Genomic DNA, 26,799 nt, shown 5'->3' with positions numbered 1-26,799 from the left:
GTTATAGATTTTAATGTAGCTGTCAGTCGGAATGTATAAATTCAGCTAAAGGAGGTGTCACTGCTTACTAAAATCTAAAATGTGTAATAAACCGCAAAAATGGATGTAAAGCTGGATTGTTGATTTTAGAAAAGCGGTAAATATACGATTTTAGTAGGCAGGTACCAAGAAATGAGCAGCAATGAAATCGTCGTTAGTCTTGACATTGGCACATCCAGCGTCAAAGTCATAATCGGAGAAATGTTAAACGAGTCACTCAACATTATTGGAGTGGGAAATGTAAAATCAGAAGGGCTGAAAAAAGGGGCCATCGTTGACATAGATAAAACGGTGCAATCGATCAAAAGAGCGGTTGAACAGGCGGAACGGATGGTCGGCTTGACGATTCGCCGGGTCATTGTCGGTGTGACTGGCAATCATGTGCAGCTTCAAGATTGCCACGGCATTGTCGCTGTTTCCAGCGAAAACCGCGAAATCACCGATGAAGACGTTGCGCGTGTGATGGACGCTGCACAAGTTGTATCGATTCCTCCGGATCGGGAAATTATTGGCGTAATCCCGCGGCAGTTTATCGTTGATGGATTAGACGGGATTAACGATCCGCGGGGAATGCTCGGCGTTCGTCTCGAAATGGAAGGAACGATTATTACCGGCGCGAAAACGGTTTTACATAACTTGCTTCGTTGCGTGGAAAGAGCCGGGCTGGAAATAAGCGATATTTGCCTGCAGCCGCTAGCTGCTGGTTCCATTGCGCTGTCAGATGATGAAAAAAATTTGGGAGTGGCTTTAGTCGACATCGGCGGCGGTTCCACGACCATCGCCATCTTTGAACAAGGTTTTTTGCAGGCAACTTCCGTTTTGCCCGTTGGAGGCGATCATATTACCAAAGACTTGTCGATCGGGCTCCGAACGTCGACGGAAGATGCAGAAAAAATTAAACTGAAACATGGACACGCTTTTTATGATCTTGCTTCTGAAGAAGAAGTGTTCGATGTTCCGATCATCGGCACTGATCAACATCAGCAGTTTAGCCAGCTGGAAATTGCCGATATTATTGAGGCGAGACTAGAAGAAATTTTTCAAATGGTTCAACATGAAATTCGTAAGCTGGGATTTCGCGATTTGCCAGGCGGCTATGTGCTAACTGGCGGAGTAGCGAACATGCCCGGGATATTGGAGTTAGCTCATGTCGTATTAGGAAGCAGTGTTCGCATTGCCATGCCTGATTATATAGGGGTGCGCGATCCGCAATATACGACAGGAGTCGGGCTGATCAAATTTGCCTATCGTCAAGCAGCGCTGCAAGGAAAAACGGTTCCTGTCGCTGCATCCGTTGTGGAGCCGATGGAAAAACGTCCGCAAAAACAACAACAGCCGAAACAAAAAAAGAAAGAAGCGACTTTTGGAAAAAAAATGAAAAAGTTTTTCGGTTATTTCTTTGAATAGAGATTGAATTTGGGAGGATTTAGTCATGTTGGAGTTTGACACTACAGTTGATCAATTGGCAACAATTAAGGTGATTGGAGTTGGCGGCGGCGGCAACAACGCCGTCAATCGGATGATTGAACACGGTGTGCAAGGTGTTGAGTTTATTGCGGTGAATACAGACGCGCAAGCGTTAAATCTGTCGAAAGCACCAATAAAGCTGCAAATTGGCGCAAAATTAACGCGTGGCCTGGGGGCAGGCGCGAACCCGGAAGTGGGAAAAAAAGCGGCAGAAGAGAGCAAGGAGCAAATTGAAGAAGCGCTGAAAGGCGCCGATATGGTGTTCGTTACGGCGGGAATGGGCGGTGGAACAGGAACTGGCGCTGCTCCAGTTATTGCGCAAATCGCCCGTGAATTAGGGGCGTTGACGGTTGGTGTTGTGACTCGTCCATTCACGTTTGAAGGACGAAAACGGGCGACGCAGGCGGCAAACGGAATCGCCGCTATGAAAGAAGCGGTCGATACACTGATTGTCATTCCAAACGACCGCTTGTTGGAAATTGTTGACAAAAATACACCGATGCTCGAGGCGTTCCGTGAAGCGGATAACGTTCTGCGTCAAGGAGTACAAGGCATTTCTGACTTAATCGCAGTGCCAGGGCTTATTAACTTGGACTTTGCCGATGTGAAAACAATTATGTCCAACAAGGGCTCTGCGCTGATGGGCATCGGAATTGCAAGCGGGGAAAACCGTGCGGCAGAAGCGGCCAAAAAAGCTATTTCTAGCCCACTGTTAGAAACGTCGATTGATGGAGCGCAAGGTGTGTTAATGAACATTACCGGCGGCACGAATTTAAGCCTTTACGAAGTACAGGAAGCTGCTGATATTGTCGCATCTGCGTCTGACCAAGATGTGAATATGATTTTTGGATCAGTCATTAACGAAAACTTAAAAGATGAAATTATTGTAACGGTTATTGCGACTGGATTTAACGAAAATGAGTCGTCGCAATCGCGTCCATCCCGCACTGGATTTGGCACGATTCCGAAAATAACGGCGGCTCCTAAACGGGAAAAGCGCGAAGAACCTGTACAAGATTATGCAGCGCTGCGTTCCGCACAAGTTGAAGATCCGCTTGACATTCCTGCTTTTCTTCGCAATCGCAATCGCCGCCGCTAAGCGAAAGAGCGCGAATCTTTCATGGTTCGTGCTCTTTTTCTTTTTTTATTAGTTGGATTCTAGCCAACTTTTCGGGGCGGATCTCTGTGGCCGAAGGACATTTGCCCGGCGTGGTTAGGCAGGCGCCTTCCGCTTTTCTTGTTTCTTTGACAAAAGTTTCTGCTTTTCATCATCATAAATTGACAGACTTTCCAATAAGATGTACTATATACTATTTTCAGAAATTGTTTCGTGTTGTTGTGGGAGAAGGAGGCTGTTTCGTTGGCCGTTTATTTGGATGTGGTTTGGTTATTAAACGTTTGTTTTGACAGTTTATTGCTTTGGCTGACAGCGATTATGTTAAAGCGGGATGTCGTGTGGTGGCGAGTATTGCTTGGAGCGTTCATTGGCGCATTTCTTGTCGTTATGATGTTTACGCCGTTTTCGACGTATGTTCAGCATCCGGTAAGCAAAATCATGTTCTCGTTTCTTATCGTTTTCGTTGCGTTTGGATTTAGACGAATACAGTATTTTTTAGAGAACTTATTTGCCTTTTATTTTGCGACATTTATGGTCGGAGGAGGGATGATTGCTGTTCATTATTTTTTGCAACAGCAAATAAATATTCATGATGGTGTGCTGACGACACATTCACTTGGTGTGGGGGATCCGGTCAGTTGGATGTTTGTTCTATTAGGATTTCCAGCGTTATGGATTTTTTCGCGGGCACGTATCAACGGGATTCGCGAAAAAAAGTTGCGGTTTGAACACATTATCGACGTTCTTATTGTGTTTGATGGTGTGCCGCTTCAACTAAAAGGGCTCATCGATAGCGGAAACCAGCTGTATGATCCGCTGGCCAAAGCGCCCGTTATGATCGTGGAGACGGATAAAGTAAAGGAAGTTTTGCCGGAGGAATTAGCGAGACATATTCCGTTTGAAACATCGATGGATTGGCTCCATCAAGCGCAATTGGAAAAGTGGGCGCATCGATTTCGCATCGTTCCATATCGTGTTGTTGGGAGCGAGCAGCGATTTTTAGTGGCGATTAAGCCGGACCGCATTATGCTGTTTTACGAACAACAATGGTTGGAAGTGGAAAAAGGGCTTGTTGGATTAAACGAAACCAACTTATCTGTCGATGGAGAATACGAGTGTATTGTGCATCCGAAAATGGTGCAAATGGGAAAGCGAATCACCGCTTCATAAACTTGTTACTATATCATACTCATCATTTGCTAATTTAGAAGGGGGATTTTCATGAAAAAGTGGAAACTTCGCATCACTTATTTCTTGTATAAGCTGTTAAAAAAACTGGGAATGAAAATGGATGAATTGTATTATATCGGCGGGAGTGAGGCGCTGCCGCCGCCGTTGACGAAAGAAGAAGAAGAAATGCTGATCAAAAAGCTTTCATCTGGGGATGAAACTGCACGGTCACTGCTTATTGAGCGTAATTTACGGCTTGTTGTATATATTGCGCGTAAATTCGAGAATACAGGGATTAACATCGAAGATTTGATTAGCATTGGAACGATCGGATTGATTAAAGCAGTAAACACGTTTAATCCGGAAAAAAAAATTAAACTGGCCACCTATGCTTCCCGCTGCATTGAAAACGAAATATTAATGCATTTGCGCCGAAATAATAAAGTCCGCGCGGAAGTATCGTTTGATGAGCCTTTAAATATTGATTGGGATGGAAATGAGCTATTGCTGTCGGATGTGCTTGGAACGGAAGACGACGTGATTACGAAAGATTTGGAGGCGGACGTCGACAGGAACCTTTTGTTCAAGGCGTTACGCCAGCTGAGCGATCGTGAAAAACAAATTATGGAACTTCGCTTTGGACTTTCTGGAGGAGAAGAAAAAACGCAAAAAGACGTTGCCGATTTGCTTGGCATATCGCAATCTTACATATCTCGGCTAGAAAAGCGAATTATTAAGCGGCTTCGCAAAGAGTTCAACAAAATGATGTAAAAATAACGGCGATGGCTTCATTGCCGTTTTTTATGTGCTTTAGACAAGCGTGCATATTTTTTCTTCCAGAGGAGATACTGAAAACTGACGATTCAGCATCTCCTGATGGGAGGGAAAGACTTGACAAGAAACAAAGTGGAGATTTGCGGAGTAGACACCTCAAAGCTTCCAGTACTAAAAAACGAAGAAATGAGAGAACTATTCAAACGAATGCATGAAGGGGATTTAGAGGCAAGGGAAAAGTTAGTAAATGGAAATTTACGTCTCGTATTAAGTGTGATCCAGCGGTTTAACAATCGCGGTGAGTTTGTGGATGATTTGTTTCAAGTTGGTTGTATCGGACTTATGAAATCTATTGATAACTTTGATTTAAGCCAAAATGTGAAATTTTCTACGTATGCGGTGCCAATGATTATTGGAGAGATCCGCAGATATTTGCGCGACAACAATCCGATTCGCGTTTCCCGCTCGCTTCGTGACATTGCCTATAAAGCGCTGCAAGTGCGTGAAAAATTAATGGGGGAGGCGGCGAAAGAGCCGACGACCGAAGAAATTGCCAACGTGCTTGGAATTCCCCATGAAGAAGTGGTGTTTGCTTTAGATGCGATTCAAGATCCTGTTTCGTTATTTGAACCGATTTATAACGATGGCGGCGATCCAATTTATGTGATGGACCAATTAAGCGATGAACGCAGTTGCGATAGCCAATGGATTGAAGAAATCGCCCTAAAAGAAGGGCTGCGCCGTTTGAACGAACGGGAAAAAATGATCATCCGCAAGCGTTTTTTTCAAGGAAAAACGCAAATGGAAGTTGCTGAAGAAATCGGAATTTCCCAAGCGCAAGTATCGCGGCTGGAAAAAGCGGCAATACGCCAAATGAACAAAAACATTCAAGTATAAGAGCTGTTCGTTACGGCTCTTTTCTTTTTTACATAAGCTACTAGGCAGATTCATATAGTGATGGTAAGAGAAAAAAGCGGGGGATGTTGGATGATGAGAATTTCCGAATTTCAAACAAAAGACGTTGTAAACGTTGCAAATGGGAAAAAATTAGGAAACATCGGTGACATAGATATTGACTTGCAGACAGGGCAAATACAATCGCTGATCATCTTGGGGGCGGGAAAGGTGCTCGGCTTGTTTGGCAGGGAAGAGGAAACGGTGATTCCGTGGCAAAATATCGTCAAAGTTGGCGCGGATGTCATTTTAGTACGATTACATGAAAGTGAATAAATAATGATTATCACGTTGAAGAAAACTATGATAAAATAGGAAAAAAAGTGATAAAAACCAACAAAAACATGAGGTTGACGAAAATGTTAGACATTTTTCAACAAGTGGAAAAAGAAGTGCTGTTGTTGCGAGGACGCCGTTCGTTTCCTAGTCTTGTCGCTGGATTTACGACAAAACACGGAGGCGTTAGCAAAGGGGAGTTTGCGACGTTCAATTTAGGGCTGCATATTGATGATGAAGTTTCTTCTGTTCGCCGCAATCGACAGCGGCTGGCGGATCTGCTTCAATTTCCGTTGGACCGATGGGTATGTTGCGAACAAATACATGATGCTCGCGTTGAGAAGGTGACGAGCAGTCAAAGTGGGAAAGGAGCAACCGATTACGAGTCGGCTATTGCCGGAACGGACGGCTTGTATACAAAAGAAGCCGGATTGTTGCTTGCTTTATGTTTTGCTGATTGTGTTCCGCTTTATTTTATGGCACCGAAACATGGCATGATAGGTCTTGCTCATGCCGGCTGGAGGGGGACGGTAAAAAACATTGCGGGAGAAATGGTTCGCCTTTGGCATGAGCGTGAACATATTCCTTTTGATGACATATACGTGGCGATCGGTCCGGCGATTGGCGCTTGCTGCTATATCGTCGATGATCGCGTCATCACGTGCGTCGACCATGTTTTGGATGGTGAGCAGGCTCCTTATAAGCAAGTGAGCATAGGACAATATGCCCTTGATTTAAAAGAGCTGAATAAAGTATTACTGATAAAGGCAGGAATTCGTGAAGAACACATTGATGTTTCCGGGTATTGTACGAGTTGCGCTGATCATTTGTTTTTTTCCCATCGCCGTGATCAAGGAAAAACAGGAAGAATGATGGCGTTTATCGGCAGGAAGGGGGAATGAACGATGACGGTCCGCGACAATTTAGCAATCATTCGCGAAAACATTGAAGCAGCGTGTCAACGCGTGGGGCGCCACCCTGCCGACATTCGCATTGTTGCCGTTACGAAATATGTGAGTGTAGAACGGGCGAAAGAGGCGTTAGAAGCTGGCATTACCGATTTGGGAGAAAATCGTGATGATGGGTTGCTACAAAAATACGCAGCGTTAGGGAACGAGCCGACATGGCATTTTATTGGTACGCTGCAATCACGCAAAGTGAAAAATATTATTGATAAAGTCGATTATATTCATTCTCTTGATCGAATGTCGCTTGCGAAAGAAATCGAAAAACGAGCAACGAAGCGGATGAAATGTTTTGTCCAAGTGAACGTATCCGGCGAAGCGACGAAACATGGGTTAGCAAAAGAGGAAGTGATTCCGTTTATTGAGCAGCTGCGAGATTTTTCTCGTATTGAAGTAATCGGCTTAATGACGATGGCGCCTTATACGGATGATGAATCCGTTTTACGTGCGTGCTTTCGCCAATTAAAATTGTTGCAAGAAAATGTACAAGCATTGCACATTCCAAATGCTCCATGCACGGAGCTGTCGATGGGCATGTCCAACGATTACGTGATTGCCATTGAAGAAGGCGCAACTTTTATTCGGCTCGGCACATCGCTTGTCGGAAAAGAATTTTAGGAGGTGAAATCAATGGGATTAATCAAAAAGTTCAAAGATTATTTTTTAGAGGAAGATTATGACGAATATGAAGAAGAGTATGAGGAAGAGGAAGAAACTCAAGAAATGGCAAAGGAAAATGCGAAATCCAATGTGGTGAGTTTGCAAAGCGTGCACAAATCGTCCAAAGTGGTGTTAATTGAACCAAGAGCGTATGCGGAAGCGCAAGAAATCGCTGACCATCTAAAAAATCGCCGCGCAGTAGTTGTGAATTTGCAACGAATTCAACATGACCAAGCGAAACGCATCGTCGATTTTTTAAGCGGTACCGTATACGCGATTGGAGGAGATATTCAGCAAGTTGGCACGAAAATTTTTTTGTGCACTCCAGATAACGTAGACGTGACTGGTTCGATTTCCATCGACAGTGACGTTGATACGCCAATGAAGAGGTGGTAATGGTTTATGGATAGTTTGCTATGGTTTTTGACGACATTGATTCAAATTTATACGTATGCGCTCATTATTTACATTTTGATGTCATGGTTTCCCAATGCGCGTGATACGAAAATCGGGCAGATGCTGGCAGCGATTTGTGAGCCGTATTTAGAACCGTTTCGCCGCATTATTCCGCCAATCGGAATGATTGACGTTTCTCCGATTGTCGCCTTTTTAGTGCTTCGCTTTGCGACAAAAGGATTGTACGCTCTTTTTGATATGTTCAATTTAGTGTAAGGAATCCGTTATTAGGGTTCCTTTCTTTCATGAAAGTTAGGTGTAAGCGATGGAAATATATCAGCATTTTCGCAAAGAAGAACATCATTTTATTGATCAAGTATTAGAGTGGCAGGAAACGGTAAAGAGACAATACGCGCCGAAGCTTACCGATTTTTTAGATCCACGCGAGCAGCAAATTGTGCAAAGCGTCATTGGCCGTGACGAGGAAGTGCATTTTTCATTTTTTGGCGGAGCGCCGTTTACGGAACGCAAGCGGGCGCTATTATATCCGCCGTATTTTCAACCTTCGGAAGAAGATTATGAAATTGCTTTATTTGAGATCCGTTATCCGAGCAAGTTTGTAACGATCGGGCATCGCCAAGTGCTAGGGGCGCTCATGTCGCTCGGGTTGAGGCGCGGCAAATTTGGTGATATTTTAATGAAAGATGAGCAAATTCAATTTTTGGCAGCAAACGAAGTGGCTGACTATATTCGTTTGCATTTGCACGCGATTGGCAAAGCGAATGTTTCTATAGAAAAAAAGCCGTTGACGGACATAATCGAATTAGAAGAAAATTGGCGAGATACAACGATTACCGTTTCGTCATTAAGGCTAGATGCGATATTATCACAAGCGTTTCATGCATCGCGGCAAAAAATTCAGTCATTCATTGAAAATGGATTTGTAAAAGTTAATTGGAAAATCGTCGAGCATGCACATTTTGAATGCCGACAGGGAGACGTTCTTTCCGCGCGCGGGTTTGGACGCTGCAAAATTATAGCGATTGACGGAAAAACAAAAAAGGATAGGTGGCGCATTCGCGTTGGAATCCAAAAATAATCAAATGACTGCAGGAATTAATAGAAAAATGTCGAATGATATGGAAAAGGAATTATGCAGACGGAGGTGGCCATTGTGCCTTTAACGCCATTAGATATTCATAATAAAGAATTTAGCCGAGGTTTTCGTGGCTATGATGAAGATGAAGTGAACGAATTTCTTGATCAAGTTATTAAAGATTATGAAATGGTGATTCGCGAAAAAAAGCAGCTGGAGGAAAAGGTAGCGGAATTGACAGAAAAGCTAAATTACTTTACGAATATTGAAGAAACATTAAACAAATCGATTTTAGTCGCCCAAGAAACGGCGGAAGAAGTGAAGCGGAACGCGCAAAAAGAGGCAAAGCTGATCATTAAGGAAGCGGAGAAAAACGCGGAGCGCATCATCAGCGAAGCGCTCGCGAAATCGCGGAAAATCGCTCTCGAAATCGAAGAGTTAAAGCGGCAATCGAAAGTGTTTCGCACGCGTTTTCGCATGCTCGTTGAGGCGCAGCTAGAAATGTTGAATAACAGCGATTGGGATGATTTAATGGAATATGAAGCGCCTAACGTGGAAACAGAGGAAAAGGAAGAGCTCTCTCAATCTTGACGACAGCCGGATCTTTTGCATATAATATCGAATAAAATGAACATAGCTGTTAACGATGAAGGGGACAGTAGCTCTTTCACCGCTTATTTCAGCGAGCCGGGGATGGTGGAAGCCTGGCATAAGCGAAAGAGTGAAGATCACCCTGGAGTTCCATGCTGAACGAAAGAGTAGGCAATGGCGAGTCATTCACGTTACGAATGCAGAGTGGGCTATGGCATACATAGCCAATAAGGGTGGTACCGCGAGACCGTTCTCGTCCCTTTTTGGGAGAGAGCGGTTTTTTACGTTTTTGCTGTCTCTCAATTTTCATTTTTTGTTAAAAAATTTGTCTATTCCATTTATGAATAAAAAAGGATGGGAGGAATGAGCATGGATTATAAAGAAACGCTGTTAATGCCACGCACTGAATTTCCAATGCGCGGAAACTTGCCGAAGCGCGAGCCGCAAATTCAAAAAAAATGGGAAGAAATGGACATTTATCGCAAAGTGCAAGAACGGACAAAAGGCCGCCCGCTGTTTGTGCTGCATGACGGACCGCCGTATGCGAACGGCGACATTCATATGGGGCACGCGTTAAACAAAATTTTAAAAGATATCATCGTCCGCTATAAATCAATGAGCGGTTATTGCGCTCCATACGTTCCTGGATGGGATACGCATGGCCTTCCGATCGAAACCGCGCTCGCGAAAAAAGGCGTTGACCGAAAATCGATGAGCGTCGCGGAATTTCGAAAGCTTTGTGAACAATACGCGTATGAACAAATCAATAACCAGCGCGAGCAATTTAAGCGCCTTGGCGTGCGCGGCGATTGGGAAAACCCGTATATTACGCTGAAACGTGAATATGAGGCGCAACAAATTAAAGTGTTTGGCGAGATGGCGAAAAAAGGGCTGATTTATAAAGGCCTGAAGCCGGTATATTGGTCCCCATCGAGCGAATCGGCATTGGCGGAAGCGGAAATTGAGTATAAAGATAAACGTTCACCTTCCATTTATGTCGCATTCCCAGTGAAGGACGGGAAAGGAGTGCTTGACGGGGACGAAAAAATCGTGATCTGGACGACAACACCGTGGACGATTCCGGCGAACTTGGCGATTGCCGTCCATCCAGACCTTGATTATCAAGTTGTTGAAACAAATGGTGCTAAATATGTCGTTGCGGCTGCGTTATTAGAATCTGTTGCGAAAGAAATCGGCTGGGACGACGTAACAGTTGTGAAAACGATCAAAGGAAAAGACTTAGAATACGTTGTGGCAAAACATCCGTTTTATGACCGCGATTCTTTAGTTGTTTGCGGCGAACATGTTACGACAGACGCCGGAACAGGATGCGTTCATACCGCGCCTGGACACGGGGAGGACGACTTTATTGTCGGACAAAAATACGGCTTGGATGTGTTGTGTCCAGTCGATGAACGCGGCTATATGACAAGCGAAGCACCAGGCTTTGAAGGAATGTTTTACGATGAAGCGAACAAAGCGATTACGAAAAAGCTAGAAGAAGTCGGCGCGCTTTTGAAGCTTGGTTTTATCACTCACTCGTATCCGCATGACTGGCGCACGAAAAAGCCGACGATTTTCCGCGCTACGACACAATGGTTTGCATCGATCGATAAAATTCGTGGCGAACTGCTCCAAGCCATTAAAGAAACAAAATGGATTCCGGAATGGGGCGAAATCCGCATCCATAATATGATCCGCGACCGCGGCGACTGGTGCATTTCCCGCCAGCGCGCGTGGGGGGTACCGATCCCAGTCTTTTATGGGGAAAACGGCGAACCGATTATTACGGACGAAACGATTGAACATGTGTCTAACTTGTTCCGTCAATACGGCTCGAACGTTTGGTTTGAGCGCGAGGCGAAAGACTTATTGCCGGAAGGATTTACACACCCATCGAGCCCGAACGGCATTTTCACGAAAGAAACAGACATTATGGACGTATGGTTTGATTCCGGATCTTCCCATCAGGCAGTGCTCGTAGAACGCGACGATTTACGCCGTCCGGCTGATTTATATTTAGAAGGTTCCGACCAATATCGCGGCTGGTTTAACTCCTCGCTTTCAACCGCCGTCGCTGTTACCGGAAAAGCGCCGTATAAAGCGGTATTGAGCCACGGATTTGTCCTTGATGGAGAAGGCCGGAAAATGAGCAAATCGCTCGGCAATGTCGTCGTGCCGGCGAAGGTGATGGAACAGCTCGGCGCCGACATTTTGCGCTTATGGGTGGCTTCCGTCGATTATCAAGCGGACGTTCGCATTTCCGACAGCATTTTAAAACAAGTCGCGGAAGTATATCGGAAAATCCGCAATACATTCCGATTTATGCTTGGAAACTTGTTCGACTTTAACCCAGAGACAGATGCGGTTCCAGTTAACGAATTGCGCGAAGTCGACCGCTACATGCTCGTAAAACTAAACCGTTTGATTGAAAAAGTAAAACACGCTTATGAAACGTACGATTTCGCGTCCATTTATCACGATGTGAACAATTTCTGCACCGTTGATTTAAGTGCTTTCTATTTAGACTTCGCAAAAGATATTTTGTATATCGAAGCGCCAAACGACCGCGCGCGCCGTTCGATTCAGACGGTATTGTACGAAACGGTTGTCGCGTTAACGAAGCTTGTGGCGCCGATTTTGCCGCATACCGCAGAGGAAGTATGGGAGCATATTCCAAACCGGAAAGAAAAAGAAGAAAGCGTTCAGCTTGTTGACATGCCGGAAGCAATTAACATTGACGGCGAAGGGGCGCTAGTGGCAAAATGGGATGCGTTTATGAGCTTGCGCGATGATGTGTTAAAAGCGTTGGAAGTGGCGCGCAATGAAAAAGTGATCGGCAAATCGCTAAATGCAAGCGTTACGGTATATCCGACAAAAGAAGTGCGACAATTGCTTGCATCGATTGAAGAAGATGTCAAACAGTTATTTATCGTATCTGAGTTTACGATCGCAGATGACTATGAAAAAGCTCCAGAAGATGCGCAAAAATTCGCGAATGTGGCGATTATCGTTAAACAAGCGGAAGGGAAAACGTGCGAGCGCTGCTGGGTGGTGACGCCGGAAGTGGGCAAAGATTCCGACCATCCGACATTATGCCCTCGCTGCGCCCACATCGTGAAAGAACATTATTCGGCATAACGTATTATCTGTGCGCGGGACTATCGATTTCGGTAAGTCCCGCCGTTTTTTATATTGGTGATTTTCGGAGAGAAAGGATATGGGAGTTCCTTGGCGTGCACCAGCTGTTTTGCCGCTGACGGTTGAAAACTTTGCTTAGTTGGTTGTACTCATCATTGTCTGTCATTGTCCGATTGTGCTACAATTCATTAAGCATACTGTTGAGTGGAGGTAGTATTGTGGTATACTATATCATTGCGCTCGCTGTCATCGTTATCGACCAGTGGACGAAATGGCTTGTTGTAAAGTATATGCGGCTTGGCGAAAGCATTCCAATTATTTCGGACGTGCTTTATATTACATCCCATCGCAACCGCGGCGCGGCGTGGGGGATTTTGCAAGGGCAGTTTTGGCTGTTTTATTTGATTACCGTCATTGTTGCTGTCGGATTAGTCATTTATATTCAGCGGTTGCCGCGCGGAGAGCGGATGTATGGAATTGCTCTCGGCCTTATGCTTGGGGGCGCGCTTGGCAACTTTATTGATCGATTTTTTCGCAAAGAGGTCGTCGATTTTATTCATGTTTATATTGGTACATATAGTTTTCCGGTGTTTAATATCGCTGACTCCGCACTTTGCATTGGAGTGGCGCTTGTCTTTATTAAAACGTTTTTTGCCGGAACGAAAGAAAAGGAGAGTCAGTGATGGATGTCGTTCAGTTTCATATTGATGAGGAATATGACAATGAGCGAATTGATAAAGTGATTGCTGCGCTAAATGAAGACTGGTCGCGTTCGAAAGTGCAGCAGTGGATAAAAGATCAGCTTGTCACCGTTAACGATCAGCATGTCAAAGCCAATTACAAGTGCTCCGCCGGCGATATTGTCGTCGTTCGCCTCCCTGAGCCGGAGCCGCTTTATGTCGAGCCGGAAAATATTCCGTTAGATATTTATTACGAGGATGCCGATGTTCTCGTTGTCAATAAACCGCGCGGCATGGTCGTGCACCCGGCTCCCGGGCATATGCGCGGCACGCTCGTTAACGCTTTGCTCGCGCATTGCCATGATTTATCAGGAATTAACGGCGTTCTTCGGCCGGGCATTGTGCATCGGATTGACAAAGATACATCGGGGCTATTGATGGTCGCCAAAAACGATATGGCGCATCAGGCGCTTGTCGATCAGCTTGTGAAAAAAACGGTGACGCGCAAATATAAAGCGATTGTTCACGGGGTGATTCCGCACGATTATGGCACGATTGACGCGCCGATCGGCCGTGATAAACGGGACCGTAAAAAAATGGCGGTCACCGAAGAAAACGGAAAAGAGGCGGTCACTCATTTCCGTGTGTTAGAGCGTTTTCGCCAATACACATTTATCGAATGTCAATTGGAAACAGGAAGAACACACCAAATTCGCGTGCATATGAAATACATCGGCTATCCGTTAGCGGGCGACCCGCAATATGGACCGAAAAAGACATTGCCGATCGACGGGCAGGCTTTACACGCGGGAGTGCTAGGGTTTATCCATCCGCGCACAGGTGAATATTTGGAGTTTGAAGCGCCATTGCCGCCTGAGTTTGAGCGGCTTTTGCAATTGTTGCGAAAAGGTGATTGACAATTAGACAAAGAAAACGTACAATGAGAGCAAGTGAATAAGAACCTTTAAGTTCAGTCCTGTGAGGCTGAGAAGGGGTCGGATCAAATAGATGAGGTAAGGCATTGTATGCCTTGTTTTGCGCGTTTAAACGGTTCCTCTCGCTTCTAGGGCGAGAGGATTTTTTATGGAGGTGAAACGGCATGCAAAAGGCGATCGTGATGGATGAACAGGCGATCCGCCGCGCATTGACGCGGATTGCCCACGAAATTCTCGAACGAAACAAAGGCATTGACGACTGTGTGCTTATTGGCATTAAAACGCGCGGCATTTATTTAGCACAACGGCTAGCCGAGCGGATTGAACAAATTGAAGGCAAAGCGATTCCTGTCGGTGAATTGGATATTACGCTGTACCGCGATGATTTGACAGTAAAAACGATCGACCGTGAACCGCTTGTGAAAGGAACGAATGTACCGTTCGATGTGACAAATAAAAAAGTAATATTAACGGATGATGTGTTGTTTACCGGACGAACGGTTCGCGCGGCGATGGATGCGGTGATGGACCTTGGGCGCCCGGCGCAAATTCAGCTCGCGGTGCTTGTCGATCGCGGCCATCGCGAACTGCCGATTCGCGCTGATTTCGTCGGCAAGAACATTCCGACAGCAAGCTCTGAATTGATTGTCGTTGAACTGACGGAAGTCGATGAACTCGATCAAGTCAGCATTCACGAAAAATAAACGCATTCCCTTTTAAGCGCAGTCCCGAGAGGCTGCAAAAGGGACAGAAAGGATAGGCTTGGACTATCTCTGTACCTCTTTGCACCCTCGAGGGCAAAGAGGTTTTTTTATGCTAATGAGAAAGGAGTTTTTTGACGATGAACAAACCTGTATTAGATATTCAAGACCGGCCGTCGCCGGCGCAATGGTTAACCCTCAGTTTACAGCATTTGTTCGCCATGTTCGGGGCGACGATTTTAGTGCCTTATTTAGTCGGATTAAGCCCGTCCATCGCCCTTATTACGAGCGGGCTTGGAACGCTTGCCTTTCTCGCCATCACCAAATGGCAAGTTCCTGCGTACCTCGGTTCTTCCTTCGCTTTCATCGCTCCAATTATTGCGGCGAAAACGGCGGGAGGACCGGGAGCGGCGATGATCGGCAGCTTTTTGGCGGGGCTTGTGTACGGCATTGTCGCGCTGGTCATTAAAAAAGCCGGTTACCGCTGGATTATGAAGCTGCTGCCGCCGGTTGTCGTCGGGCCGGTCATCATTGTGATCGGCCTTGGGCTGGCGAATACAGCCGTTGGCATGGCGATGAACGGTCCGGATGGCAAGTACAGTTTCACACATTTTTCGGTTGCGCTTGTCACGCTCGCGGCAATGATCGTCTGCTCGGTGTTTTTGCGCGGCATGCTCAGTTTAGTTCCAGTGCTAGCAGGGATTATCGTCGGGTATGTGTACGCGCTTATCGTCGGGGTTGTTGATTTCTCAAAAGTCGCGAAAGCAAAATGGTTTGAAATGCCGGATTTTCTCCTTCCATTTGTCGATTATCCGGTGCATGTCACATGGGATATTGTCATGCTGATGGTGCCGGTGGCGGTCGTGACGCTATCTGAACATATCGGCCACCAGCTTGTGTTGAGCAAAGTCGTCGGGCGCGATCTCATTCAAAAGCCGGGTTTGCATCGTTCGATTTTAGGAGACGGCACTGCGACGATGATTTCCGCGCTGATCGGCGGGCCGCCGAAAACAACGTACGGCGAGAACATCGGCGTGTTGGCGATTACGCGAGTCTATAGCGTCTACGTGCTAGCAGGAGCGGCGGTGATCGCCATCATCTTTGGGTTTATCGGCAAAGTGACCGCGCTGATTAGCTCGATTCCGACGCCGGTGATGGGCGGCGTGTCGATTTTACTGTTCGGAATTATCGCCTCATCCGGCTTGCGCATGCTTGTCGATAGCCGCATCGATTTCGGGGACAAACGAAACTTAGTCATCTCTTCGGTTATTTTAGTCATTGGCATCGGCGGCGCGGTGCTGAAAGTGACAGAGCAATTCCAAATTCAAGGCATGGCGCTTGCGGCGATTTGCGGCGTAGTCTTAAACCTTATTTTACCGGGACGCCCGCAAATCAACGAAAATATGTTTGAAAGAAAAACAGAAAACAGCAACGATCATGTCGCATAATTGCACCTTTTAATTAAGTCCAGAGAGACTTAAAAGGGTGTTACTGCACAAAAAAGCGGGAGCGGCGAATGTGCCGATAGAAAGCAATCCCTTCCCCTTTTTTACACGCAAACAGCGTAACACCCTGTCGACTGGACAGGGTGTTTTTTTATAAGATTGCTAGAAACCGAAAAAGGAGCGAGAAAGATGCACCACTTGTTTACATTGACAGAATTATCGTTAGCGGAAATTACCGAATTGTTGGATGAAGCGGAGCGGTTTGCAAAAGGAGATAGTTGGCGAGCAGCAAAACCCATTTTTGTCGCCAATTTGTTTTTCGAACCGAGCACGCGCACGAAATGCAGTTTTGAAATGGCGGAGCGGAAACTTGGGCTTCACGTCATCCCGTTTGACGCCGACATGTCGAGCGTGCAAAAAGGGGAAACGCTGTATGACACGGTCCGCACGCTTGAAGCAATCGGGGTAAACGCGATTGTCATCCGCCATTCGCAAGACGCATATTTTGAGACACTTCGTCATGCGATTCGCATTCCGATCATTAACGCCGGAGACGGCTGCGGGCATCATCCGACGCAATCGCTTTTAGATTTGCTTACCATCCGTCAAGAGTTTGGCACGTTTGAAAGATTGACGGTAGCAATTATCGGCGATATTCGCCATAGCCGCGTCGCTCGTTCCAATGCCGAGGTGCTGACAAGACTCGGAGCGACAGTGTTGTTTTCCAGCCCGGAAGAGTGGAAAGATGCGGCTAATCCATACGGGATGTACGTGGACGTCGATACGGCGGTGGCGGAAGCGGACGTTGTCATGCTGCTGCGCATCCAGCATGAACGGCACGAGGAAAAAATGGGTTTAACAAAAGAACAATATCATGCACGCTACGGCCTAACGCTGGAACGGGTGAAAAAGATGAAGAAAAACAGCATCATTTTGCATCCGGCACCGGTCAATCGCGGCGTCGAAATTGCAAGCGAGCTTGTCGAATCAGAACGTTCGCGCATTTTTAAACAAATGGAAAACGGTGTTTATGTGCGGATGGCTGTGTTAAAACGAGCAATTGAAGGGGGAATGGCCAATGGCAGTTATTTTAAAAAATGGAAAATCATTTAATCCACATGGCGCAATCGAGCGGATGGAGTTGAAAATCGAAAACGGCATTATTACCGCAATCGGTTCAGAGCTACATAGCGGAGAAGCGGACGAAATCATTGATGTACAAGGGAAGTTCATTTCTGCCGGATTGATCGATCTGCACGTTCATTTGCGCGAACCAGGCGGCGAACAGAAAGAGACGATCGCAACTGGAACGCTGGCGGCGGCGAAAGGCGGTTTTACGACGGTGGCAGCGATGCCGAATACGAATCCGGTGCCAGATACGAAAGAACAAATGGAGTGGCTTCGTGAGCGAATTCGTGAAACTGCCTATGTCCATGTGCTTCCATATGCGGCGATTACGATGCGCCAGCAAGGAACAGAGCTGACGGACTTTGCGTCACTAAAGCAAGCAGGGGCGTTCGCGTTTACCGACGACGGCGTCGGCGTGCAGTCGGCCGGCATGATGTATGAAGCGATGAAGCAGGCGGCTGCTCTTGATATGGCGATTGTCGCCCATTGCGAAGATAACACGTTAACAAACCGTGGCGTCGTGCATGATGGCGAATTTGCGCGCCGCCATGGGTTAAACGGCGTTCCGTCCGTGTCTGAATCGGTTCATATCGCGCGCGACGTGCTGCTGGCGGAAGCAACAGGCTGTCACTATCATGTGTGCCACATCAGCACGAAAGAATCGGTCCGCGTCGTTCGCGATGCGAAGCGGGCGGGCATCCGCGTCACTGCGGAAGTGACGCCGCATCATCTCCTTTTATGCGATGAAGATATTCCAGGTCCTGACGCGAATTATAAAATGAATCCGCCGCTGCGCAGCAAGGAAGACCGTGAGGCGTTAATCGCGGGGCTGCTTGACGGAACGATCGATTTTATCGCCACCGACCACGCTCCGCATACGGAAGCGGAAAAACAAAAAGGAATTCACGATGCCCCGTTTGGCATTGTTGGTCTGGAAACGGCGTTTCCGCTTCTTTACACCCATTTGGTGGAAACAAACATATTGACGCTAAAACAGCTTATCGATTTGCTGACGGTAAAGCCAGCGGAATGTTTCGGCCTACCGCTTGGAAAACTCGCTGTCGGCGAGAGGGCGGATATTACGGTGATCGATTTAGAAGCGGAAGAAACGATTGACCCACAAACGTTTGCCTCGAAAGGAAAAAACACGCCGTTTGCCGGCTGGACATGCAAAGGATGGCCGGTAATGACGTTTGTCGGCGGAAAACTAGTTTGGCAGAAAGGAAGAGAGTAAATGAAACGGCAGCTTGTGTTGGAAGACGGCTCGTTTTTTATCGGAGAGGCGTTCGGCAGCACGGAAAAAACGGTCGGCGAAGTAGTGTTTAACACGGGAATGACCGGGTATCAAGAAATTTTAACAGATCCTTCGTATTGCGGGCAAATCGTGACGATGACATATCCGCTCATCGGCAACTACGGCATTAACCGCGATGATTTTGAATCGATTGAACCGCATATTCACGGCTTCATCGTCAAAGAATTGTGCGATGCGCCATCCAATTGGCGAAATGAAATGACACTTGACGAATATTTAAAAGAAAAAAAGATTCCTGGCTTGGCAGGGATCGACACGCGAAAATTAACGCGGATTATCCGACAATACGGGACGCTGAAAGGAATGATTTGCGACTTGGATGCCAGCGTGCGAGAAGTTGTCGAATATTTGAAAGCGACGGAGCTGCCGAGAGATCAAGTAAAGCGCGTTTCAACGAAAAGCGCGTATCCGAGCCCGGGACGCGGCTACCGCGTCGTTCTTGTTGACTTCGGTATGAAACATGGCATTTTGCGTGAACTAAATAAACGAAATTGCGATGTCATTGTGCTTCCATACAACGCGACGGCTGAAGACGTGCTTCGCTTCCATCCGGACGGAGTAATGTTATCCAACGGTCCCGGCGACCCGAAAGATGTGCCGGAAGCGATAAAAATGATTCGCGGGATTCTTGGCAAAGTGCCGCTTTTTGGCATCTGCCTCGGCCATCAGCTGTTCGCGCTCGCCTGCGGTGCCGATACGGAAAAAATGAAGTTCGGTCATCGCGGTTCGAACCATCCGGTCAAGCATTTGGCGACGGGAAAAGTGGCGATTACTTCGCAAAACCACGGCTATACTGTCAAAAAAGAATCGCTGCGCAACACAAAATTGGAAGTAACGCATATTGCGTTAAACGACGGCACGATCGAAGGATTGCGCCATTTGGATTATCCGGCGTTTACGGTGCAATATCATCCGGAAGCATCACCTGGTCCTGAGGACGCCAACTCGTTATTTGATGAGTTTATCGCGATGATTCGCGAGGTCAAAAAGAAAGGGGAAATCGTCCATGCCTAAACGCCAAGACGTTAAAACGATTTTAGTGATCGGTTCCGGCCCGATTGTCATCGGCCAGGCGGCGGAGTTTGATTACGCGGGCACACAGGCATGTTTGGCGCTAAAGGAAGAGGGGTACAAAGTCATTTTAGTCAATTCCAATCCGGCCACAATCATGACCGATACAGAAATTGCCGACAAAGTGTATATGGAGCCGCTTACGTTTGAGTTTGTGTCCCGCATTATCCGCAAAGAACGTCCGGACGCGATTTTGCCGACGCTTGGCGGGCAAACGGGACTAAACTTGGCGGTCGAGCTTGCCAAAGCCGGGGTGCTCGCGGAATGCGGTGTCGAAATATTGGGAACAAAGCTCGATGCGATTGAAAAAGCGGAAGACCGCGAGCAATTTCGCGCCCTGATGAACGAACTCGGCGAACCGGTTCCAGAAAGCGAAATTATTCATAGCTTGGAAGAAGCATACGCTTTTGTCGAAAAAGTCGGCTATCCGGTCATCGTCCGCCCGGCATTTACGCTCGGCGGCACGGGCGGGGGCATTTGCGCAAACGAAAAGGAACTGATCGATATTGTTTCGACAGGATTAAAACTAAGCCCAGTGCACCAATGTTTATTGGAAAAAAGCATCGCCGGCTATAAAGAAATCGAATATGAAGTGATGCGCGATGCCAACGATAACGCGATCGTCGTCTGCAACATGGAAAATATCGACCCGGTCGGCATTCATACCGGCGATTCGATCGTCGTCGCCCCAAGCCAAACGCTAAGTGACCGTGAATATCAATTGTTGCGCAACGCATCGCTTCGCATTATTCGCGCCCTTGGCATCGAAGGTGGCTGCAATGTGCAGCTGGCGCTCGATCCGCATAGCTTCCATTATTACGTCATTGAAGTCAACCCCCGCGTCAGCCGCTCATCGGCGTTAGCCTCGAAAGCGACGGGCTACCCGATTGCCAAGCTTGCTGCAAAAATTGCCGTCGGCTTAACGTTAGATGAAATGATCAACCCGGTTACGGGTAAAACGTACGCTTGCTTTGAACCAGCGCTCGATTACGTTGTGACAAAAATACCGCGCTTTCCGTTCGATAAATTCGAATCGGCCAACCGCCGTCTTGGCACGCAAATGAAAGCGACAGGTGAAGTGATGGCGATCGGCCGGACGTTCGAGGAATCGCTGTTAAAAGCGGTGCGCTCTTTAGAGACAGGCGTTTTCCATTTGGAGCTGAAAGATGCGGACAACATCGTGGACGAAGTGATCGAAAAGCGGATACGCAAAGCAGGAGATGAGCGCCTCTTCTATATCGCCGAGGCGCTGCGCCGCGGCTTTACGGTCGAGCAAATTCACGAATGGAGCCAAATTGACCGCTTTTTCTTAACGAAAATAGAAAACATCGTCCGTTATGAAACCGTCATCCGCGATCATGTCGGAGATGCTGAGGTGTTGCGGAAAGCGAAAAAAATGGGCTTTTCCGATGCGGCTATCGCCAAGCTTTGGAACAGAAGCGAGCGTGACGTCTATGAAATGCGAAAACAAGCAGGCATCCTTCCAGTATATAAAATGGTCGATACGTGCGCGGCGGAATTTGAATCAGAAACGCCGTATTACTACAGCACGTACGAAGAGGAAAACGAATCGGTCGTCACCGCCCGCGAAAGCGTTGTGGTACTCGGTTCGGGACCGATTCGCATCGGGCAAGGCATTGAATTCGATTACGCGACTGTTCATTCCGTTTGGGCGATTAAAGAAGCGGGCTATGAAGCGATTATTATTAACAACAACCCGGAAACGGTGTCGACGGATTTTAGCACGTCCGATAAGTTGTATTTCGAGCCGCTTACGATTGAAGATGTGATGCATGTCATTGACTTAGAAAAGCCGGTCGGGGTTATCGTGCAATTCGGAGGCCAGACGGCAATCAACTTGGCGGCGGAATTGGCGGCGCGCGGCGTCCGCATTTTAGGAACATCGCTTGAGGACTTGGACCGCGCCGAAGACCGTGACAAATTTGAACAAGCGTTATCGGATTTAGGGATTCCAAAGCCGCAAGGAAAAACGGCTTTCTCTGTTGAGGAAGCGGTGCGGATTGCCAAAGAAATCGGCTATCCGGTGCTTGTCCGCCCGTCGTATGTTCTTGGCGGCCGTGCGATGGAAATTGTGTATCAGGAAAAGGAGCTATTGCATTACATGGAGCATGCCGTCAAAGTCAACCCGCAACATCCAGTGCTCATTGACCGCTATTTAATCGGAAAAGAAATCGAAGTCGATGCGGTTTCTGACGGAGAAACGGTGCTGATCCCGGGAATTATGGAACATATTGAGCGGGCCGGAGTGCATTCGGGCGACTCAATCGCCGTTTATCCGCCGCAAACGTTAACAGATAAGATCAAGCGAAAAATCGTCGATTACACGATTAAACTAGCAAGAGGGTTGCGCATTGTCGGTTTGCTGAACATTCAATTTGTCATGTATCAAGACGAAGTGTACGTGCTTGAAGTCAATCCACGTTCCAGCCGCACGGTGCCGTTTTTAAGTAAAATTACCGGCGTGCCGATGGCAAATATCGCGACGAAAGTAATTTTAGGCGCAAAGCTCGCGAAACTTGGCTATGAAACAGGGCTACGGCAGGAAAGCGAAGGCGTGTACGTAAAAGTGCCGGTCTTCTCGTTCGCCAAACTGCGCAATGTCGATATTTCGCTTGGTCCGGAAATGAAGTCGACAGGTGAAGTGATCGGCAAAGACGTCACGTTTGAAAAAGCGCTCTATAAGGGTCTTGTCGCTTCAGGCATTCATATTCGCCCGCACGGCGCCGTTTTATTGACCGTCGCCGATAAAGACAAAGAAGATGCAGTGGAAATTGCCAGACGTTTCTACGAAATCGGCTATCAGCTGCTCGCGACGAGCGGCACGGCGGAAGCGTTAAAAGCGGCGGACATCCCGGTAGCCGTTGTCAATAAAATCTGTTCCGCATCGCCAAACATTTTGGATGTCATTCGCCAAGGGAAAGTGCAGGTCGTCATCAACACGCTCACCAAAGGGAAACAGCCGGAAAGCGACGGATTCCGCATCCGCCGCGAAGCAGTGGAAAACGGCATTCCATGCTTGACGTCACTGGATACGGCGCGGGCGATGCTGCAAGTGATCGAATCGATGACGTTTTCGACAACGATGATGACGCAAAGGATGGTGCGCGCATGATGAAACGAGAAAACATGGTGATTGTCCGCCACAAGCAGCTTGCGAAAAACATTTACGAGATAACGTTAAGCGGCCGGTTAGTTGAGGAAATGAATGAACCGGGGCAATTTGTCCATGTGAGAGTGTCTTCGCAGCCGGCCCCGCTCCTGCGCCGTCCACTTAGCCTTTGCCACATCAACAAGAAGGCGCGCGAATGCACGATTATTTACCGGAAAGAAGGGATCGGCACCACTTTGCTTGCGGAAAAACGGCCGGGGGAAACGGTCGATGTGCTTGGTCCGCTCGGAAACGGATTTCCGCTTGATGCCGTACCGAAAGGGAAGCGCGCGCTTCTTGTCGGCGGCGGCATCGGCATTCCGCCGCTTTACGAACTAGCAAAGCGGTTTGCCGAAAAAGGAGTTGCCGTTACGAGCGTGCTCGGCTTCCAAACAAAAGAAACTGTCTTTTACGAACGGGAATTTGCCGCGTTTGGCGAAACGCATGTGGCGACGGCGGATGGTTCTTACGGAGCGAAAGGATTTGTCACCGATGTGATCAATGAGAGAGAGATTTCATTTGACGTGTTGTACGCATGCGGCCCCAAACCGATGTTAAAAGCGCTGGAACGAGCGTTTCCGCACAAAGAAATATATCTTTCGCTGGAAGAGCGGATGGGCTGCGGCATCGGCGCCTGTTTTGCCTGTGTCTGCCGCGTCCCTGGCAGCGAAACGGCGTATAAAAAAGTATGCAGCGACGGTCCCGTGTTTAAAGCCGGGGAGGTGGTATTGTGAACCGTTTAACAGTTGAACTGCCGGGCCTTTCGCTGAAAAATCCGGTGATGCCGGCGTCAGGTTGCTTTGGCTTTGGCCGCGAATACGCGCACTTCTATGATTTAAGCGTGCTTGGCGCCATTATGATTAAAGCGACGACGCAGGAGCCGCGCTTTGGCAACCCGACGCCGAGGGTGGCGGAAACGCCAAGCGGGATGCTGAATGCGATCGGTCTGCAAAACCCCGGTTTAGAAAAAGTAATGAAAGAAGAGTTGCCATGGCTCGCGCAGTTTGACGTGCCGATTATCGCCAACATTGCTGGCTCGACGATGGAGGAATATGTAGAGGTTGCCAGACATATTTCGAAAGCGCCAAACGTTTGCGCGCTCGAGCTCAATATTTCCTGTCCGAATGTCAAAAAAGGCGGAATTGCATTTGGCACCGTTCCAGAAATTGCTGCAGAGCTCACGAAGCTTGTGAAAGAAGTTTCCGAAGTGCCCGTCTACGTCAAACTCTCGCCAAATGTCGCCGATATTGTTGAAATGGCGAAAGCGATTGAAGCGGCGGGCGCAGACGGATTGACGATGATTAATACGCTTCTCGGCATGCGCATCGATGTGAGAACTGCCAAGCCGATTTTAGCAAACCAAACTGGGGGATTGTCAGGGCCGGCGATTAAGCCGATTGCGATCCGCATGATTTATGAAGTAAGCCAGGCTGTTTCGATTCCGATTATCGGCATGGGCGGCATTCAGTCTGCCGAAGATGTCATTGAGTTTTTCTACGCCGGCGCCAGCGCTGTCGCCATTGGTACGGCGAATTTCATCGATCCGTTTGTCTGCCCAAATATTATCGCCGAACTGCCGGCATTGCTGGATAAGCTGGGAATCGGCCATATTTCCGAATGTACGGGAAGGAGCTGGAAAAAAGGTGAACAATCCGTTTATTATCGCGCTTGATTTTCCAACAGGAGAGGACGTAAAAGCGTTTTTGCAATCGTTCCCGCATGAATCGCTATTCGTCAAAGTCGGCATGGAATTATACTATCAAGAAGGCCCGGAGATCGTCCATTATTTAAAAGGACAAGGGCACCGGATTTTCCTTGATTTAAAGCTGCACGACATCCCGAATACGGTCAAGCGAGCCATGCAAGGGCTGGCGCGCTTAGGGGTCGATTTAGTCAACGTCCACGCTGCTGGAGGAACGCGGATGATGGAAGCAGCGCTGGAGGGATTGGAAGCGGGAACGACAAGCGGGGAGCACCGTCCATTTTGCATTGCGGTCACACAGCTGACAAGCACAAGCGAGCAAATGCTACATCGCGAACTATGGATTGACCGAACAATGGAAGAAACGGTGCTTCATTACGCGGCGCTGGCGAAACAAAGCGGGCTTGACGGCGTTGTCTGCTCGGCAAAAGAAGTGCCACTTGTCCGCAAACATTGCGGAGAAGCGTTTTTGACCGTTACCCCGGGCGTTCGTTTTGCCGATGACGAAAAAAACGACCAAGTCCGCGTCGTTACGCCGTATGAAGCAAAAAAGCTCGGCGCAAGTTTCATCGTCATCGGCAGAAGCATCACCCGTGCAGAAAATCCAGTTGCTGCTTACGAGCGGTTACAGAGGGAATGGAAGGGAGAGGAGAACGAATGAAAAAAGAAATCGCCACGCATTTACTCCGCATTGGCGCGGTATCGTTAGAGCCAAGTGCCCCATTCACTTGGTCGTCTGGATTAAAATCACCGATTTACTGCGACAACCGGCTGACACTGGCGTATCCACACGTGCGAAGCGCGATTGCTGACGGGCTTGTCAAGCTAATCCGCGCACATTTTTCAGACGTCGAAGCAATCGCCGGCACGGCAACGGCGGGAATTCCGCATGCCGCTTGGGTAAGCGAGCGCATGAACTTGCCGATGTGCTACGTGCGTAGCCAAGCAAAAGGCCATGGAAAAGGAAAACAAATTGAAGGAAAAGTGGAAACAGGGCAAAAGATAGTCGTTGTCGAAGATTTAATCTCCACCGGGGGCAGTTCATTAAATGCGGTTCACGCCCTGAAGGAAGCGGGATGCGACGTCCTTGGTGTTGCCGCCATTTTTACGTATGGATTGGAAAAAGCAAAACAAGCGTTTGCGGAAAATAATGTGGAAGTGCATACACTGACGGACTACGACACACTCATCGAAATCGCATTCGGGATAGGCGCCGTGACAGAACAAGACCTCGCGACATTGCGCGAGTGGCGGGAAAACCCGGAAGAGTGGGGGAAATAACATGAATGTGAGCAAGAGAGAGCGCACAGCTGATGCGCTCTTTTTTTATGATCCCACTCCGCACTTTTGCTCAAGGCGAGCAGGTAATATAATAGAAGTATATTAAGAGAGGAAAAGAGGGATTGTGATGTCCTTACCGCGATTTTCCAACGTTTCGTATGAAGAATATTTAGCGCTGCGGGAGAAAAGCGAAGAGCGCTTGGAATATATTGACGGAGTCGTGTATATGACTCCTTCCCCAAGCATTAAACATCAGCTTGTTTCGAGCAATATTCATACGCAGTTCGGAATTTATTTGAAAGGGAAAAAGTGCAAAGTATTTGCCGCGCCGACCGATATCGAATTAGTAAGCGACAAGTTGCCTGACCGAAAAGTAGTCATTCCCGACCTTAGCATTATTTGTGACGAAAAAGGGTTTACCGAAACGAAATATGTCGGTGTTCCTACATTGATTGTGGAAATATTAAGCTCTTCCAATCAGGCGCATGATTTAGTGACAAAGTTTAACTTATATATGGATTATGGGGTGAAAGAATATTGGATTATCAATCCGATGAAGGATGCGATTACGATTTATGTATTAAATGAGGAAGGGTTATACGAACAAGCAGATATTAAAGCGGGTACAGGAGTCGTCCAATCGGTTTGTTTTCCGGGGCTGGAACTAAATTTGGAAGAAGTATTTCAGTAAATGGTTCATAAAAAATACCTCCCGCACTTTATAGC

General features: G+C 47.6%; 26 protein-coding genes and 1 other annotated feature. All 26 genes read left to right on the top strand.

The annotated features are described in order from the left end of the window. Positions 1-171: 171 nt before the first annotated feature. A complete protein-coding gene (gene ftsA / locus MWM02_RS13640) occupies positions 172-1,446 on the top strand; it encodes a cell division protein FtsA (RefSeq protein ID WP_064551112.1) in 1,275 nt (424 codons plus the stop codon). Positions 1,447-1,471: 25 nt separating this feature from the next. After that, positions 1,472-2,605 carry a cell division protein FtsZ gene (ftsZ, locus tag MWM02_RS13635; protein WP_064551111.1) on the top strand — a complete coding sequence of 378 codons (1,134 nt, stop codon included), beginning with the start codon at positions 1,472-1,474 and terminating at the stop codon, positions 2,603-2,605. 261 nt (positions 2,606-2,866) lie between these two features. After that, on the top strand, positions 2,867-3,793 hold the full coding sequence (gene spoIIGA, locus MWM02_RS13630) for a sigma-E processing peptidase SpoIIGA (RefSeq protein ID WP_244402237.1): 927 nt from the start codon (positions 2,867-2,869) through the stop codon (positions 3,791-3,793). Positions 3,794-3,844: 51 nt separating this feature from the next. Then, positions 3,845-4,564, top strand: coding sequence for an RNA polymerase sporulation sigma factor SigE (gene sigE, locus MWM02_RS13625; RefSeq protein WP_064551109.1), 720 nt, complete (start codon positions 3,845-3,847; stop codon positions 4,562-4,564). Positions 4,565-4,684: 120 nt separating this feature from the next. Further along, positions 4,685-5,464 (top strand): RNA polymerase sporulation sigma factor SigG, encoded by a 780-nt coding sequence (sigG, locus tag MWM02_RS13620; protein WP_064551289.1) that lies wholly within the window; start codon positions 4,685-4,687, stop codon positions 5,462-5,464. Between the two features lie 90 nt (positions 5,465-5,554). Continuing rightward, positions 5,555-5,797 carry a YlmC/YmxH family sporulation protein gene (locus tag MWM02_RS13615; protein WP_064551108.1) on the top strand — a complete coding sequence of 81 codons (243 nt, stop codon included), beginning with the start codon at positions 5,555-5,557 and terminating at the stop codon, positions 5,795-5,797. Between the two features lie 83 nt (positions 5,798-5,880). Beyond that, positions 5,881-6,699 carry a peptidoglycan editing factor PgeF gene (gene pgeF / locus MWM02_RS13610; protein ID WP_244402236.1) on the top strand — a complete coding sequence of 273 codons (819 nt, stop codon included), beginning with the start codon at positions 5,881-5,883 and terminating at the stop codon, positions 6,697-6,699. A 3-nt stretch (positions 6,700-6,702) separates the two neighbouring features. Beyond that, positions 6,703-7,380: a YggS family pyridoxal phosphate-dependent enzyme gene (locus MWM02_RS13605; protein WP_244402235.1), complete on the top strand. Its 678-nt coding sequence runs from the start codon at positions 6,703-6,705 to the stop codon at positions 7,378-7,380. A 12-nt stretch (positions 7,381-7,392) separates the two neighbouring features. After that, entirely contained in the window at positions 7,393-7,818 is a 426-nt protein-coding gene (locus MWM02_RS13600) for a cell division protein SepF (RefSeq protein ID WP_244402234.1), read from the top strand. A gap of 6 nt (positions 7,819-7,824) precedes the next feature. Then, positions 7,825-8,094 (top strand): YggT family protein, encoded by a 270-nt coding sequence (locus tag MWM02_RS13595; RefSeq protein WP_244402233.1) that lies wholly within the window; start codon positions 7,825-7,827, stop codon positions 8,092-8,094. A gap of 49 nt (positions 8,095-8,143) precedes the next feature. Next, entirely contained in the window at positions 8,144-8,917 is a 774-nt protein-coding gene (locus tag MWM02_RS13590; RefSeq protein ID WP_064551103.1) for a YlmH family RNA-binding protein, read from the top strand. Positions 8,918-8,992: 75 nt separating this feature from the next. After that, entirely contained in the window at positions 8,993-9,505 is a 513-nt protein-coding gene (locus tag MWM02_RS13585; protein WP_198401558.1) for a DivIVA domain-containing protein, read from the top strand. 46 nt (positions 9,506-9,551) lie between these two features. After that, positions 9,552-9,769 (top strand) — a binding site (T-box leader). 105 nt (positions 9,770-9,874) lie between these two features. Next, complete coding sequence (ileS, locus tag MWM02_RS13580; RefSeq protein ID WP_064551100.1) at positions 9,875-12,646, top strand: isoleucine--tRNA ligase; 2,772 nt, start codon at positions 9,875-9,877, stop codon at positions 12,644-12,646. 218 nt (positions 12,647-12,864) lie between these two features. Continuing rightward, entirely contained in the window at positions 12,865-13,329 is a 465-nt protein-coding gene (gene lspA, locus MWM02_RS13575) for a signal peptidase II (RefSeq protein ID WP_244402232.1), read from the top strand. Continuing rightward, positions 13,329-14,243, top strand: a complete 915-nt coding sequence (locus tag MWM02_RS13570) for an RluA family pseudouridine synthase (protein ID WP_064551098.1) — start codon at positions 13,329-13,331, stop codon at positions 14,241-14,243. The genes lspA and MWM02_RS13570 overlap by 1 nt, the downstream gene beginning before the upstream one ends. Positions 14,244-14,425: 182 nt before the next feature. Next, the gene (pyrR, locus tag MWM02_RS13565; RefSeq protein WP_064551097.1) at positions 14,426-14,965 is read left to right on the top strand and encodes a bifunctional pyr operon transcriptional regulator/uracil phosphoribosyltransferase PyrR; all 540 of its coding nucleotides are present in this window, start codon (positions 14,426-14,428) and stop codon (positions 14,963-14,965) included. Positions 14,966-15,102: 137 nt separating this feature from the next. Beyond that, a complete protein-coding gene (locus MWM02_RS13560; RefSeq protein WP_244402231.1) occupies positions 15,103-16,410 on the top strand; it encodes a solute carrier family 23 protein in 1,308 nt (435 codons plus the stop codon). 186 nt (positions 16,411-16,596) lie between these two features. Beyond that, on the top strand, positions 16,597-17,520 hold the full coding sequence (locus tag MWM02_RS13555) for an aspartate carbamoyltransferase catalytic subunit (protein WP_244402230.1): 924 nt from the start codon (positions 16,597-16,599) through the stop codon (positions 17,518-17,520). Further along, on the top strand, positions 17,486-18,769 hold the full coding sequence (locus tag MWM02_RS13550) for a dihydroorotase (protein ID WP_064551094.1): 1,284 nt from the start codon (positions 17,486-17,488) through the stop codon (positions 18,767-18,769). The genes MWM02_RS13555 and MWM02_RS13550 overlap by 35 nt, the downstream gene beginning before the upstream one ends. Beyond that, positions 18,770-19,864, top strand: a complete 1,095-nt coding sequence (locus MWM02_RS13545; RefSeq protein ID WP_244402229.1) for a carbamoyl phosphate synthase small subunit — start codon at positions 18,770-18,772, stop codon at positions 19,862-19,864. Then, positions 19,857-23,054 (top strand): carbamoyl-phosphate synthase large subunit, encoded by a 3,198-nt coding sequence (gene carB / locus MWM02_RS13540; protein ID WP_064551092.1) that lies wholly within the window; start codon positions 19,857-19,859, stop codon positions 23,052-23,054. Before MWM02_RS13545 ends, carB begins: the two co-directional genes overlap by 8 nt. Next, a complete protein-coding gene (locus MWM02_RS13535) occupies positions 23,051-23,824 on the top strand; it encodes a dihydroorotate dehydrogenase electron transfer subunit (RefSeq protein ID WP_064551091.1) in 774 nt (257 codons plus the stop codon). Before carB ends, MWM02_RS13535 begins: the two co-directional genes overlap by 4 nt. Further along, positions 23,821-24,762 carry a dihydroorotate dehydrogenase gene (locus MWM02_RS13530; RefSeq protein WP_244402228.1) on the top strand — a complete coding sequence of 314 codons (942 nt, stop codon included), beginning with the start codon at positions 23,821-23,823 and terminating at the stop codon, positions 24,760-24,762. The genes MWM02_RS13535 and MWM02_RS13530 overlap by 4 nt, the downstream gene beginning before the upstream one ends. Next, positions 24,734-25,453 carry an orotidine-5'-phosphate decarboxylase gene (pyrF, locus tag MWM02_RS13525; protein ID WP_064551089.1) on the top strand — a complete coding sequence of 240 codons (720 nt, stop codon included), beginning with the start codon at positions 24,734-24,736 and terminating at the stop codon, positions 25,451-25,453. Before MWM02_RS13530 ends, pyrF begins: the two co-directional genes overlap by 29 nt. Then, positions 25,450-26,073, top strand: coding sequence for an orotate phosphoribosyltransferase (gene pyrE / locus MWM02_RS13520; RefSeq protein WP_244402227.1), 624 nt, complete (start codon positions 25,450-25,452; stop codon positions 26,071-26,073). Before pyrF ends, pyrE begins: the two co-directional genes overlap by 4 nt. A 127-nt stretch (positions 26,074-26,200) precedes the next feature. Beyond that, positions 26,201-26,764 carry a Uma2 family endonuclease gene (locus MWM02_RS13515; protein WP_244402226.1) on the top strand — a complete coding sequence of 188 codons (564 nt, stop codon included), beginning with the start codon at positions 26,201-26,203 and terminating at the stop codon, positions 26,762-26,764. The last annotated feature ends 35 nt before the right edge of the window (positions 26,765-26,799 follow it).

Origin of the sequence: Parageobacillus sp. KH3-4, from assembly GCF_022846435.1 — a bacterium.
Classification (GTDB): Bacteria; Bacillota; Bacilli; order Bacillales; family Anoxybacillaceae; genus Parageobacillus; species Parageobacillus thermoglucosidasius_A.
Note: the sequence above shows the minus strand (reverse complement) of the source record. Positions and strands in the feature narration are given on the sequence as shown.

Coding starts and splice junctions, on each gene's coding strand:
- ftsZ (WP_064551111.1), top strand. CDS start 1,472: ATGTTGGAGTTTGACACTACAGTTGATCAATTGGCAACAATTAAGGTG.
- MWM02_RS13535 (WP_064551091.1), top strand. CDS start 23,051: ATGATGAAACGAGAAAACATGGTGATTGTCCGCCACAAGCAGCTTGCG.
- MWM02_RS13515 (WP_244402226.1), top strand. CDS start 26,201: ATGTCCTTACCGCGATTTTCCAACGTTTCGTATGAAGAATATTTAGCG.
- sigE (WP_064551109.1), top strand. CDS start 3,845: ATGAAAAAGTGGAAACTTCGCATCACTTATTTCTTGTATAAGCTGTTA.
- MWM02_RS13605 (WP_244402235.1), top strand. CDS start 6,703: ATGACGGTCCGCGACAATTTAGCAATCATTCGCGAAAACATTGAAGCA.
- MWM02_RS13595 (WP_244402233.1), top strand. CDS start 7,825: ATGGATAGTTTGCTATGGTTTTTGACGACATTGATTCAAATTTATACG.
- MWM02_RS13615 (WP_064551108.1), top strand. CDS start 5,555: ATGATGAGAATTTCCGAATTTCAAACAAAAGACGTTGTAAACGTTGCA.
- ileS (WP_064551100.1), top strand. CDS start 9,875: ATGGATTATAAAGAAACGCTGTTAATGCCACGCACTGAATTTCCAATG.
- ftsA (WP_064551112.1), top strand. CDS start 172: ATGAGCAGCAATGAAATCGTCGTTAGTCTTGACATTGGCACATCCAGC.
- MWM02_RS13590 (WP_064551103.1), top strand. CDS start 8,144: ATGGAAATATATCAGCATTTTCGCAAAGAAGAACATCATTTTATTGAT.
- MWM02_RS13570 (WP_064551098.1), top strand. CDS start 13,329: ATGGATGTCGTTCAGTTTCATATTGATGAGGAATATGACAATGAGCGA.
- MWM02_RS13550 (WP_064551094.1), top strand. CDS start 17,486: ATGGCAGTTATTTTAAAAAATGGAAAATCATTTAATCCACATGGCGCA.
- pyrR (WP_064551097.1), top strand. CDS start 14,426: ATGCAAAAGGCGATCGTGATGGATGAACAGGCGATCCGCCGCGCATTG.
- MWM02_RS13555 (WP_244402230.1), top strand. CDS start 16,597: ATGCACCACTTGTTTACATTGACAGAATTATCGTTAGCGGAAATTACC.
- MWM02_RS13560 (WP_244402231.1), top strand. CDS start 15,103: ATGAACAAACCTGTATTAGATATTCAAGACCGGCCGTCGCCGGCGCAA.
- MWM02_RS13545 (WP_244402229.1), top strand. CDS start 18,770: ATGAAACGGCAGCTTGTGTTGGAAGACGGCTCGTTTTTTATCGGAGAG.
- pgeF (WP_244402236.1), top strand. CDS start 5,881: ATGTTAGACATTTTTCAACAAGTGGAAAAAGAAGTGCTGTTGTTGCGA.
- carB (WP_064551092.1), top strand. CDS start 19,857: ATGCCTAAACGCCAAGACGTTAAAACGATTTTAGTGATCGGTTCCGGC.
- MWM02_RS13600 (WP_244402234.1), top strand. CDS start 7,393: ATGGGATTAATCAAAAAGTTCAAAGATTATTTTTTAGAGGAAGATTAT.
- pyrE (WP_244402227.1), top strand. CDS start 25,450: ATGAAAAAAGAAATCGCCACGCATTTACTCCGCATTGGCGCGGTATCG.